At 29.5% G+C, this 13,738-nt stretch carries 8 protein-coding genes; 2 read left to right on the top strand and 6 right to left on the bottom strand.

The features are described 5' to 3' along the window. Both AZI32_RS18835 and AZI32_RS07965 read left to right on the top strand, forming a co-directional pair. On the top strand, nucleotides 1–183 hold a 183-nt coding region (locus AZI32_RS18835; RefSeq protein WP_206406632.1), incomplete at its 5' end, for a hypothetical protein. A gap of 165 nt (nucleotides 184–348) precedes the next feature. After that, a complete protein-coding gene (locus AZI32_RS07965; protein ID WP_082761182.1) occupies nucleotides 349–816 on the top strand; it encodes a DDE-type integrase/transposase/recombinase in 468 nt (155 codons plus the stop codon). A gap of 811 nt (nucleotides 817–1,627) precedes the next feature. Here the strand turns inward: AZI32_RS07965 and AZI32_RS07960 are convergent. The 6 genes from AZI32_RS07960 to AZI32_RS07935 form a co-directional block, all read right to left on the bottom strand. Further along, nucleotides 1,628–3,427 (bottom strand): heme NO-binding domain-containing protein, encoded by a 1,800-nt coding sequence (locus AZI32_RS07960; RefSeq protein WP_061995338.1) that lies wholly within the window; start codon nucleotides 3,425–3,427, stop codon nucleotides 1,628–1,630. Between the two features lie 52 nt (nucleotides 3,428–3,479). Then, the gene (locus AZI32_RS07955; RefSeq protein ID WP_061995337.1) at nucleotides 3,480–4,988 is read right to left on the bottom strand and encodes a HAMP domain-containing sensor histidine kinase; all 1,509 of its coding nucleotides are present in this window, start codon (nucleotides 4,986–4,988) and stop codon (nucleotides 3,480–3,482) included. Further along, nucleotides 4,969–5,667, bottom strand: coding sequence for a response regulator transcription factor (locus tag AZI32_RS07950; protein WP_061995336.1), 699 nt, complete (start codon nucleotides 5,665–5,667; stop codon nucleotides 4,969–4,971). Before AZI32_RS07950 ends, AZI32_RS07955 begins: the two co-directional genes overlap by 20 nt. Before the next feature lie 689 nt (nucleotides 5,668–6,356). Continuing rightward, the gene (locus tag AZI32_RS07945) at nucleotides 6,357–7,730 is read right to left on the bottom strand and encodes a peptidoglycan-binding domain-containing protein (RefSeq protein ID WP_061995335.1); all 1,374 of its coding nucleotides are present in this window, start codon (nucleotides 7,728–7,730) and stop codon (nucleotides 6,357–6,359) included. A 255-nt stretch (nucleotides 7,731–7,985) separates the two neighbouring features. After that, on the bottom strand, nucleotides 7,986–9,884 hold the full coding sequence (locus AZI32_RS07940) for a S8 family peptidase (protein WP_061995334.1): 1,899 nt from the start codon (nucleotides 9,882–9,884) through the stop codon (nucleotides 7,986–7,988). Between the two features lie 53 nt (nucleotides 9,885–9,937). After that, entirely contained in the window at nucleotides 9,938–13,543 is a 3,606-nt protein-coding gene (locus AZI32_RS07935) for a S8 family serine peptidase (protein WP_061995333.1), read from the bottom strand. Nucleotides 13,544–13,738 lie beyond the last annotated feature (195 nt).

The following is a 13,738-nucleotide window of genomic DNA, read 5'->3' as shown; positions in this document are numbered from 1 at the left end:
TTCGGAGCATGTCTCACTGTTTGGGGTATCCAAGTTTTGGAATGGATAATTTTAAGAGTCAACTTGGAACCCTATATTTATAGGGTGAAAAATAATATAAAATCAAATGGAGTAGACGTATTATTAAAGGAAGAGAGGATTCTAGAAAATTATAAAAGAACATTTTCGTTTTTAATAAAATGAATTTATTTAGCAATAAAAGAATTAAATAATTTAAAATCTTTCCTATTATAGGGTTATGCGGGTTTGCAGGTGTTTCGCATTTGGCTTATTATAAATGGACTAACTGTAAATAAAGTGCAAATGAGGAGCTTAATGAAGCATTACTACCACTTATTATAGAGGCTTATGGATATCCTTAACTTAAAATCAATATGCCGTAAAAAACGAAAAAATCATAAAAAATCAACTCCTGAAATTGTAGCTGAAATGAAATATGGCATAGGACAAAAGGCGTACTTAAGTGCAATTTTAGATCTTGCTGATAAAAGTATTGTTTCCTTTATGATTGGATATTCAAACAACAATAATTTAGCATTTAAAACTTTCGATGTAGCGCACCAAAAGCATCCTGATGTTACACCTATTTTTCATAGTTACCGTGGTTTCCAATATATTTCTAAAATATTTAAAAACAAGCTTAATCAGGCGAATATGACACAAAGTATGTCTAGAGTATCATGTTGCATAGACAACGATCCCATGGAGGCATTCTGGGGAATGTTAAAATCTGAAATGTATTATTTGAAAAAATTTAGTTCCTATGATGAACTAAAAGAAGCAATCATAGATATCAAAAACGTCTTAACTCCATGACACCACTAGAGTATATGATACGTTTATTAGATTCTATAGCATAAAATATAGCTAACTACAAATGTGATTAGCTATATAAATTATTTTTGTTTTTTCAACTGTCTACTTGACAGGGAGCGGTTCAAATTATACTGTAAAAGCCAGGTTTTTTTGAACCTGTCTTTTGTTATAAAAAACATTTATTAATATTTTTAAATTCCAAAGATGGTAAGAAAATTTTAAAATAAGTTATTCATTAAAAATAGAATTAGAAAATCTTATAAATTTGTGTTTTATTTTTAGAACCTAACCCCAAGGACGGGGTTAGCGATTGCCTAGACAGGACGTCGCTTCAACCGTTTAGTTCTGAAAATAAAATAACAAAATTATTAGAGTTTCTTTTATATTTTTCTGAATAGCCCTTTAAATTTTTTCTTGCCATTAATCATATATTAATCAAATTACATGTAAAAAAGGGAGCTATCGCTCCTCTAACCTTTAGTTAGTTTTGCAACAGCCTCTCCTCAACTTTTAACTCTTAATTTTTCAAAGATTGTCCCTAACATCTACGCTACAAAGTAGCTACTCTTGGGACTGGCTAATTTTTTTAGTTATAAAAAATATATTTTAACTATTTTTTCTTTTATGGAGCTACAGGTTTCTTGCCTGTCCCATTTATTAATTTCATTTCTTAATTTTAAATTTATTCCCTTTAATTCAAAGAAACTAAGTAACAGTTTCAACCAACATTGTCAATTGTCCATTGTCAACTGTCAATCACTAAAGCCCTCAACTTTTCACTAATCACTGTTAAATACTAAACAACCATTTATTATACTTTATAATTGTCTAAGCTATCTTTAAAGTATGTTGCTATTTTGTCAAATTCATTTATGCTTTCTGTAAGCTTTTTAATCTCTTCAGAGTATACATTAACATTAGCACTTACTTCTTGTGATGACGCAGAGTTTTCTTCTGCTATAGCAGCTAAAGATTCTATATTATCATACATACTAGCTATAGAACCTGCCTGTGAATCTAATTTTTCTATTGTTTTAATCATTGCTTTTGAAACAGTTTTAACAGATGTTGTAGACTCCTTGCTTACATCTCTTATTAATTGTAATCCTTCAGTCTCTTTTTGAAGCACTTCATACTGACTATCTATATTCATTACAAGTCCACCAATATCTTCTACAAACTGAACTAAGTTAGTATTTATCTCTTGCACTGCATCCTTAGTTTGCTCTGCTAGTTTTCTTACTTCCTCTGCAACTACAGCAAATCCTTTTCCTTGCTCTCCTGCCCTTGCAGCTTCTATGGAAGCATTTAAAGCTAATAAATTTGTCATATCTGATATTTGAGCTACTATGGAAACAATATTTGTTATGTCTTTAGCTTTGTCACCAAGTTGAGTTCCTTTTGTTTTTACTTCTTGGAACCCTTCTAATGTAGCTAGAATATTTTTACTAGTATTTTCAATTTTTAAATAACTGCTATTTATTTTACCTACAGTTAATTCTAGTTCTTCCTTATTTTCGTTTTCATTATTAACTATTGCTTTTAAACCATTAATATTGTCATTTAAAACTTGTGCTGCAGTTTCTGTACTATTAGCTTGATCTACAGATGTATTTGCAACTTGATTAACTACTTCTACAATATCACCAGAAGTTCTATACATATTATCTGATATATTACCTAGCTTTTGAGCAAAACTACCCATTTCATCAGTTATTCCCTTTAATCCAATAAAGTCGCTTTTTATTCCTTTAACATGTTTGTCTATTCTATCATATAAGTATTCAAATTCGTCATTTGTAACTATCTTACTATCCTCTACAAACTTCTTATTATTTAAGTTTTCTATAACTTCATTTATATGATTCATTGGTCTTAATAAAATTTTCACACCAACAAAACTCACAATACCACTTATAAAGGAAATTAATAAATTTTTTAATACACCACTAAGTCCTAATATAGGTAAATTTATTAAAAACATAATTACAAATGTAAATAATCCTACTTTTGATGCAACGTTTTTTAGAAATCCTAAAGATAAAACATTGTTTATAAAATATTTCTTTTTATACTTTATATCTTCCTGAAATGTTATTTTAACTTGCATTGTATTATCTTTAGTTTCTATAATATCAAAATCTGCTTTTTCCTTAAAGTACATAAAACTTCCTTCTAACATACCTAAGAAATAATCAAACATCTTTCTTTTAGATGAATACGTAATTATAGCTTCCTTGTTTGATATTGCCTCTATATTAACTATTGGAGGATTAGCTCCTGGTATTTTCTTAGTCATAACCAAATGAATATCATAAAGCGATTTTAAGAATGAGTACGTATTATCACTTTTAAAAAATGTTGGAAGTTCTTCTGCAAAAGAATATACATTGTCATGACCTATTTTTAACCATAATTCCTTCTCACTTATATTTTTTTCTCTAGTAACATAATGTATAAATTTTTCTATTTTTTCATCATTTACATCTTCTGCTGGTGAAAAAACTTTTGTAGCATCAAACCCTACATGAATCATTGCATCATCTACAAAACTATCACCATAAAGTTTTCTGCAAGTTTTAAACCAAGCACTTACAGCTGTTCCCTTCACTGAAAATTCCCCCTTTACTTATACCATTTAATATATAAATTAAATTAATTCTCTATTTTACTAAGCTACAATAAAAATAAAACTCCACACCTCTTTCTGTGTTTTTAGCTCCATATTTAAAGTTGTGCATATTAAGTATATTCTTAACTATAGAAAGTCCTAAGCCATTTCCGCCTAACTTTCTAGTTCTTGATTTATCAACTTTATAAAATTTATGCCAAATGTTTTCTAACTGTTCATCACTTAATAGATCACAGGTATTTTCAAAAGATATTCTTATAAAATCTCCATCATTTTCAATAGCTATAAATATATTGCCATGGTTTTTTGTATACCTTATGGCATTAGTTATAAAGTTTATAACTACCTGTTCCATCCTAAACTTATCAGCGCATATTATTGGATTTAAGCAATATCGTTCTATTACCTTTATGTTTTTTTCATTTATTTCATTTGATAATGCCCTTAAATTACTAGATATCATTTCACCTAAATTAAATTCTTCAAAATTAAGATCAATAACTTTACTTTCTAGTGCTGATAATTCTAACATATCTTTAACCAAGTTACTCATTCTATTAGTTTCATCTATAATTATATCTAAAGATTCTTTTTGATCCTCTTCGCTAAATATACCATCTTTTATGCCCTCAGCATATCCTTGTATAATAGTTATTGGAGTTTTTAACTCATGTGATGCTGCAGCTACGAAATCTTTTCTTATTTTTTCTAATTGACGTTCTTTTTCTATTTCTTTTTGTAACCTAACATTTGTCTGTTGAAGCGATGTTAAAGCACTAGTTAAGTTATAGGATAAAAAGTTCAATGTAGTTGCTAAATTACCTATTTCATCCTCTGATTCATACTCACATCTTTCTGTAAAATCTAATGTGCTCATTTTTTTAGCTTTATCATTTATGTTTTTTAATGGATTAGTTATCATATTAGAATACACATATGAAAGTATCAATATTATAAATATAGCTACAACATAAAAATACTTATAAAACTCTTCTATAACACTTATACCTTCACTTATCGGTAACATAGAAGTAGTAGCTACAATTAAATTGCTTTCATCTAATGTAACACATACAAGCTCTTTATTTTCGCTATAATCACTTTCAACACTAAACACAGCTATATTGTTTGATACAAGCTTTTGCATTAGAGATTTATTATTTCTAATTTCATTTACTATCTCCATTATATGTTTAGATCTGCTATTTCTTTCATCAACAACTTCTATATTCATAGCTATACTAAATCCAGGTTTATACTCCACAATGCCTATATAGGTATTATATTCCTCTTCACATTCCTTCATTAACTCTAAAATCTCATCATAACTTTCACTCTTATTGTATTTTTGAATAAATTTTGCAGTAACACTTTTTATCTCTTGGCTCTTCTTATTAAAATACATATTCTCGAAAAATATTCTTTGAACTATAAGGGTAAAGCTTAAAAATAATATAAATATTACCATAGTTATAAAAAACAATTTCTTAGATATACTTTTGTTTATACTATCTAAATATCTATATATCTTGTTTCTCATCTTTTACCTCAAATTTATATCCAAATCCCCTTACTGTTTGAATGTATTTTGCTTTATCATTTATTTTTTCTCTTAATCTTTTAACACTAGTATCTACTACTCTAAAGTCCCCCATAAAGTTATATCCCCAAACACCATTTAGTATTTGTTCTCTAGATAACACTATATCTTTATTTTTCACAAAATACATAAGTAGTGAAAATTCTGTTGGAGTTAAAGATATATCTTCGTTATCCACAATAACATTATGAGATTTCTCATTTATACACAAACCATTAAATTCATACACATCTTCATCTTTATTATCGTATCCATAGGTCCTTTTCATTAGTGCATTTATCTTCGCTACTAATATTTTAGGACTAAATGGCTTAGTTTCATAATTATCAACACCTATTCCAAATGCTAATAATTTATCCTCTTCTTCACCTTTTGCACTTAGCATTATAACTGGCATATTGTACTCTTTTCTAAGTATCTTAAGGGTTTCAAAGCCATCCATCACCGGCATCATTATATCTAATAAAATTAAATCTACTTCATTACTTTTAACTTTGTTTATAGCATCAACGCCGTTACTTGCTTGTAGTATATTATAATTCTCTTTAGATAAATATGCAGCTAACAACCTTCTTATATTTTCTTCATCATCTACAATTAATATAGTTTTATTCTTCATATTAATCACCTGATTTTAAAACTTTAATTCATAAAAGTAATCAGGTTATTCACCTACCCTTCTCTATCGTATAAAGATTCAATCCAACTTTTTAACTTACATATAAATATTTTACTATCAAATATAGAAAAACAAGCTTAAACTTAAATTTCTTTTATCAGTTAAGAAAAAATAAGTACAACTATAGTTAGTTAACAGTTAATAATTAAGAGTTAATAGTTTAGGATGAAAGTGGATATAACTTTCTTTTTAATCTATAAATATAATTTGCTTTGCAAATTTATAAAAAGATACGTTGAGAATTACTAGAAACGAAGTGAGTAGTAATAACCATAACTGTTAACTATTCACTCTTAACTAGAAAAATCCCCTCAACTATTTACTCTTAACTAAAATAGGCTGTCAACTATCACTATAATATTAAACTTAAATATTTCTTGAACTCCTATATTTTTAACTTTCTATATTTGAAATTCTCCGTTACTTTATATTTTGCCACTTAATTATGTCTATTCTGTATTAATTTTATAATATATGTTTTCCTATATATTATAATAATATCAATTAGGCATATGAAAAGAAATAAAAAACTTAAATATTTTTCCAACATATGTATAAAAAAATAACTAGCCCATTTTAAATTGGCTAGTTATTTTAGATTCAATATTTTTTTAAAATTTCCCTTAACATTATTTAACAGGATAATCTATTGTAGGAACATCTAATGATCTTCCAATTATAAATGTTGGTGGAACAAATATTCCCATTTCTCTTGCAACAGATTCAACCTCATTATCATTTATCCCCATAGAACTTCTAAGCTCTGCAATCTTTGTTACTCCAACATATATATTAGATATTTGATACCATGTTGAATAATCTACTACCCCTGTTTGTGGTAAGTTAAAAATCTTTTGAAAGGTTTTTACTGCATCTGCAGTTGATTGACCATAAACTCCGTCTACTGCCACCTTTGGAATTAGTGGATAATTATCCCCTATTCTATTTAAAAAAGTTTGAATTGTTGTAACAGGATCTCCTGAACTACCTATTTGTAATGTAAAACCTGGATAGGATTTAGGTATGCCAGAAACCTTTGGTGCTTTTTCTATATCTATGTCAGGTCCATAAAAACTTGTCAATATTTCATAAGGGGTTTTCCCTTGGTCACCTAAATATTTACTTCCCCATTGTGTTAACCATCCAGGACATTTAACCCTTTCACCATCACAATATTGAGTTAGTAATGGTTGTTTTGCGCCTCTTCTCTTTATATAGCTTGTAAATATTTCATCCACTATCCTACTTATATTATCAAAAACATTTCTACCATAAGTAAAAGCATGATCAAAGGCAGTTGAATTGGTTATTGTAAAATTATATCCCTTACCGGTATACCACTCTGTAAAAATTCTATTTAATGTAAAAGATAATATACAATATATATTAGTTCTTATTGTGTTTTCTGACCAAGTTGAATATATCTCAGAACTTGCAACATTTTTTATATAATCTTTAAATGGAACTCTATAATTTGGTGCACCAGTATTAGTAGGTACGCCAGCATGAACAATAACAAACTCTGGAACTACTACTTCATCTAAAACAACAAACCCACCACCAGGACTCTTAGGTAATGGTTTTTCTGGTGCCTCTGGTATTTTTGGTGGAAATGTACCAAAAAGCCTATTATCAGGAACATCTATAGTTCTAAGTTCACCCATTTCCCTTGACTCAGAGGGATTTCCTAACAGCTCAATATTTTGTATAGCTGTTGAATCTGGCAATATCTGTGCATTTTTTATTTCTACCGGTTCAAATCCAGGTGCCTCTGCCCTAACATCCCATAAACTATATGGCATCTCTGTATACTCTGGTCGCTGACTTAACTCTATAGGTGGGGTATTAACGTCTACTGTTTCTGTTTGACCAACACTATTTGTTGTTAATTCTACTCTTTTATTTTCATCTTCTGATGGATTCATAATTATTCTTACATCTTTTAATGGTACAAAAGTATCTTTTTTATATACATTAACTAAAATTCTACCTATATCAGCCATAAAATACTCCTTTTTAAAAACTAATTCATTATATCTTATGTACTAAAATGTAAATTGTTTACTCTTTATACCATTAACTTTAAATTAATGGATATTTTTATTTTCATTAATATTTATAAGCATATTTTTTAATTATAAATAAATTTTAATTCATAAAATAAAAAAGTGGTTAACTAAGTTTTATCACCAACTTTTTATTAACCACTTTTGCCTTAAACCAATATCATCTTGCTAAAAATTCAATTAATTTAATATCTATATTAAATCTGTATAATTAAAGCTATACTTTAGCCTATTAGCAATATGTTCTGTAACATATACTTCAACTTCCTTTGACATAAAAATTGTTTCTCTATTTTCACTATATCCTACTTCTATATTTCTTGTTTTATCTACATCAAGATCTCTAATTGAATCAAATATCCCTTCTAAATCTAAGATTCCAAAACCCCACTCCTTATTAGGATAAACATCTCCTCTTCTTTTTCGAGTTCCTCTTATAATGTAAGCTTTTGCTTTCTGAGCATACATCTTAGGATCATTTCCTTGAACAATTGCCCACTGATAAAAAAGTGCCATTGCACCAGTTAGCACAGCCCCTGCAACACTAGATCCTGTTAAAGTTACAATCTCTCCTCCTGGTGATGTTGCCTGCATATCTACACCACCTGCAGTAACTTCAGGCTTTATTTCGTCTTCTCTAGTAAATCCTCTACCTGATTGAATTACAGAACTATTTGTTGTTTGATTATAAAAAGATGTGCTTATAGCTGCACTACTGGTTGAAGGTATAGTAAGAGTTACGTTAGGATCTGAACTTAAAAATTTAGTATTACTACCTAATAATTCTCTTTGATATATCCAAGCATCAAAAGTCCCAAAAACCATATAATCAGCATATACTTTTATTTGCCAAATACCAACTTTAATGTCTCTTATTAATATATTTACATTCTGATTTCCGCTATAATCATTGGGATAATCATACTCTATAATTACTGTACTACCTTCAAATACCAATTTAATCTCTTTAGTCCTTTTAACTTTAGCTGGAATCCTCTCAATTACCTCACCACTAGGAGATATAAGTCCAACAGAGATTTTATCTGGCTTACTACACCATATAGTTATAGCCAAATCTTTTTGATTTCTATCTACAGTAATCTCCATTGTTTTTTCTTCTCCAGCTTTTTCAAATTTATTTCTGTAGTGGGTTTCACTACTTCCTTCATTACCACAACTTGTAATAAAGAGTATTCCACTTTGATTGGCAAAAAGGTCTATATACCTTTCCAGTACAGATGACCCGTCATGCCCTCCAAAATTACTAGCTAGTGGAATATATATTATTAATGGTTTATTATAGTTCTTTTGAATGTCAGATAAATATCTTATTGCAAGTATAATATCTGTAGTTTGGTACGTAGGATACTTTCCCCTTTGTAATCCATTTACTATCAAATTTTTCTCTGATGCTTCATCTAACTTTACAATTGCAAATTCACAATTAGGTGCAGCGCCTACGATACCATTATATCCCCTTCCACCAATTATGCCTGCCATTGAAGTTCCATGCCCATATTCATCCCTACTATTTACTATTTTATAAGGGTCTTCATTATTTTTATATGCTTTTATTGCTTCATTAATTTCATCTCTATCATAAACTGTGCCATAGTGAAAGCCTGGAGGTGGTATTAAATCTTCCACTGTTTGATCCCATATTTCAAGTATTCTTGTTTTACCATCTTCAGTCATAAATTCTTTATTTAAATAATCAATTCCAGTATCTATAATTCCTACTACAACTCCATCACCTTTTAAATTTAAGTAAGGATTATTATGAAATTTAGTTATATTTGCAGCTTCTAACGGTGATATATAACTTAAAGTAAATATTCTATTTACTTCATAATTTACTATATTAGGCACCTTTGCTAAAACCTCTTGTAAATAACCTACTTTTACACCTAATATTGCATATATAGGATTTATTATAATTGCACAAGCATAATATTTATCTGCAAGAGCCCCAGTTAAATCTCCATAATATTCTATTACATAAGATTCAAATTCATCTAGTAAATACTGTTCCCCACATTCTTCTGTTGTTTGAGTTAGAACAAAATCTTCTTTGATTCTATTTACTTTCATTACATACCTCCATAAGAATTGAATCTTTTTTTAATTTAACTTGAGCCTTAACCTTAATCATTTTTATTGTTCTTATTTACATATTCAGGTTCTAAAAACTCTTCAAATTCTGATGGTATAGAAAAAAATAAGTTACTCTCTTGAATGCTTCTCATATTTTCAAATACTTTTCTAAAATCTAAAACTCCATATCCTACTTCCCTATTAGGATATATAACCTGTGGAATTTGTTTAGTTCCTCTTATTAAAAACGTCCTAACCTTTGGTGTATACATATATACATCATTGTCTTTTACTATACCCCATTCTAAAATAAGAGCTACTGCCCCTGCAAGAACTGCTGTAGCTGCACTTGAACCTGTAACAATCTTTGTACCGCCCCCTACAGTGGTAGTTAAAACTTCAAATCCTCCTATACATAATTCTGGTTTTATTCTATTATCCCTAGTAAATCCTCTTCCTGATGCTGCAATTAAAGTTCCTTTTTCTTGATTATAATATGCTGTTGTTATTATATTATTTGCTGTACCAGGAGATGTTAATGTTATATATGGATCTGGATTTAAAAATTTTGTTTCAGGATCTAAAAGTGCCCTTTGATATATCCACAAATCATAATCTCCATTTAATATGAAATCTCCTATTATTCTAAATTGCCAAATTCCTGGATTTACATCAAACATTCTAACTTGGATAAATTCATTTCCTGATGAATTTTCTGATATAAAATATTCTATAGTTACTCTAGTTTTTTCATATACAAACTTTATCTCATCTACTGCTTGTAATTTAACAGGTATTTTTCCTATAGACTCCCCACTAGGGGATGTTATACCGATAGAAATTTTATCAGGAGAAGTTGCCCAAATAAATACACTTAATCCCTTTTGATTTGGACCTACTTGTAGTTCTACGTTACTAACATCACCGGTCTTATCCAATTTACCCCTAGTATGAGTTTCAGTATCACCTTGATTTCCTGTTCCTGCTACGGCTATAACACCTCTTTCATTAGCATACCTATCTATAAAACGTTCTAATACAGTGGTTCCATCATGAGCACCAGCATTACTTTCCATTGGAATACATATAACTAATGGTTTATCTAGTTTTTCATGACAATCTAACAGATATTTTATGGATATAGCTATAGAAGTACTACTATAAATATTATTGCCTTTATCAAATACAGCATTTTCTCTTAAAGTATTTTCATCTGACCTTAAAGTCTTAATAATTATAAATTCACAATCTGGTGCTGCTCCTAACACTCCATTTTTACCCCTTGCACCAACTATTCCAGCAACTTCTGTTCCATGTCCAACATCATCCTTTTGTGGAACTATTAAATAAGGGTCTTCACCACGTCTATGTGCTTCTATTGCTCTATCGATTTCCTCTCTAGTATATTCACTTCCATAGTAAAAATCATTTGGTGGTTTACCACTTTCGTCTTCTTGATCCCATATAGAAATTATTCTGGTTTTCCCATTTTCTAACATAAACTCTTCATTTAAATAATCTATACCAGTATCTATTATTCCAACAACTACTCCAGTCCCTCTTAATTTAAGAAATTCATTATTATGAAATGTGTTTATATTGGCAACTTCAATTGGAGATATTGTTGCTAAGGTATAAAGATTATTAGGTTCAATATTTGTAACAGTTTTACTATTATTAAAAACCTCTTCCACACTATCTTGCTTTACTATTAGTATTGCATAAGTTGGTGTTAAAATGAAAACACATGCTTTAGGATTATTTTTAAATTCAGATACTATATCTCCAGAATATTCAACTAAAAATATATCATAATTTAAATCTTGATATAACTTTTCACACTTAAGTAAATCTTCAGGAATATTATCATTTGGTTTATTAGATGACTCACTTGTCAAAGTTTCATTAGGCTTAATATTTACTTCTCGATTATTTTTATCCATAACTCCCTCTCTTAACGGCTCTTCATTAATCCAAACTTCTAAAGCATTCCTTAAGCATAACGTTCCATAACCCCATGTAGGATTAGGATATACTTCAGTTTTTCTTACTACCTTTGCTCCCTTTAACAAATAATATTTCAACCTTTGTCCATATAGGTATGGATCTCTTCCTTTTATAAATCCCCACTCCATAAGTAGTGCTGAAGCACCTGAAACTGACGGCGCTGCAACTGATGTTCCTGTTAATGCATCAAAGCCACCACCAGGTATTGGTCCTTCTACATCTATTCCTGGTGCTACTAAACTAGGTTTTACTATTTCAGCTCCTTCTCTTCCTCTTCCTGAAAATGGTGATATATCACCTATTGCACTGTTATAACTTCCGACAGTGATAACATCTTCAACAGTTCCCGGTATCCCTACAGTGTTAAAGACTGTTGGTCTTGTAAACCTTGTTTTATCATTTAATGCTTCACTTATAGGTAGCCATATATCTATATCTGTAATTTCATCACTTTCTCTATAAATTATAAGTGACCAAACACCTTCTAATAATTCATCGCCTTGAGCTACTAGTGTTACCAAAATTTCTCCTGAAATATTGAAAGGAAGTGGTCCTGTATAATATACATAGTAATATGTTCCTCTTAAATTTCCTTCTACAAAACCTCTTGTTAAATTTATTCTAGGTGTTACACTTCCATCTGGAGACCTAATACCTATACTTATATCAGTTAAAAACCTTTTATATATCCTTAATATTATTCCAATTTCTCCTTTGTCCACGTTAAAAGATATTTCTTTTGATTCCCCTTCTATAAGTTCCCTTGCATGATGGCCTTTATTTCCTTCATTACCGGCAGCAACACAAAATGTTATTCGTTCTAATTTACATATTGTTGATATATATTCTTCAAATAATGACCTTCCATCATGGGCACCATCATTTGTACTAAAGCTCAAATTTATTACTAACGGTTTATTTAACTCCTTTCCTTTATCTACTAAAAATTTAATTCCTCTCATTACTTGACTACTTTTTGTAAATCCACCAGTAGCTTCACCTGTAAGTTTAACCATTGCAATAGAACTTTCAGGGGCTACACCATAGTATTTAGTTGGAATTTTACCTCCTGCACAGGCTACTCCTGCAACATGTGTTCCATGGCCTACCCTATCTTGATGTGGCACAATATTATATGGATTAGGAGATTTTATTGCTTCATCAATTTGTGCTTTATTATATATCTGTTTTAACTGCAAATCATATATATAATCAATTCTTGATAGCCCTTCCTCATTTCTAAATGCTTGATGCATATAATCTATTCCACTATCTATGAATCCTACTAAGACCCCATTTCCAGTTAAGCCATAAGTACTTTTTACATCAGTTATACAAGATGCCCTATTTGTAGTTTCACTATTATAATAAAGATTTTTAGGTAATTCTATATACTGTATTTCTTTTATTGTTTCAAGTTTTTCCAAATCACTAAACTTAATTGTTATTATGCCAAACCCATATCCTAAATCCTCAAAGGTAGCCCCTATTGCTTCTACCTGCCTTCTAACTGCGTCTCTTTCCTCACCATAAAGTGCTGCTATCTCTATATTTTCATCTATATCAAATTTATATTTTTGAGTTAGTTTTCCAATTAAAGCTCTTGGTATGCTTAAAAACAAATTATAGAAACCTTCAGTCCTAGCCATGTAAATTTCACTCCAAAAATATTACTCTATTAATATTTTATGATTGAAAGTACAAAAAAAGTATTCATAAAAAATTATGAATACTTTTTAGATAAAATATTAATATTTTTTAGGCATATGAAAAGAAATAAGAAGTGAAAGATTCGAAACATATTTGTCATGAGACAAGAAAGTAAAATCTAGTCATAGTGGGGC

It is taken from the genome of Clostridium sp. ATCC 25772, assembly GCF_001573875.1.
Taxonomy (GTDB): Bacteria; Bacillota; Clostridia; order Clostridiales; family Clostridiaceae; genus Clostridium_J; species Clostridium_J senegalense.
This window is presented reverse-complemented; position numbering and strand designations above follow the sequence as displayed.

Coding starts and splice junctions, on each gene's coding strand:
- AZI32_RS07940 (WP_061995334.1), bottom strand. CDS start 9,884: ATGAAAGTAAATAGAATCAAAGAAGATTTTGTTCTAACTCAAACAACA.
- AZI32_RS07965 (WP_082761182.1), top strand. CDS start 349: ATGGATATCCTTAACTTAAAATCAATATGCCGTAAAAAACGAAAAAAT.
- AZI32_RS07935 (WP_061995333.1), bottom strand. CDS start 13,543: ATGGCTAGGACTGAAGGTTTCTATAATTTGTTTTTAAGCATACCAAGA.
- AZI32_RS07950 (WP_061995336.1), bottom strand. CDS start 5,667: ATGAAGAATAAAACTATATTAATTGTAGATGATGAAGAAAATATAAGA.
- AZI32_RS07945 (WP_061995335.1), bottom strand. CDS start 7,730: ATGGCTGATATAGGTAGAATTTTAGTTAATGTATATAAAAAAGATACT.
- AZI32_RS07955 (WP_061995337.1), bottom strand. CDS start 4,988: ATGAGAAACAAGATATATAGATATTTAGATAGTATAAACAAAAGTATA.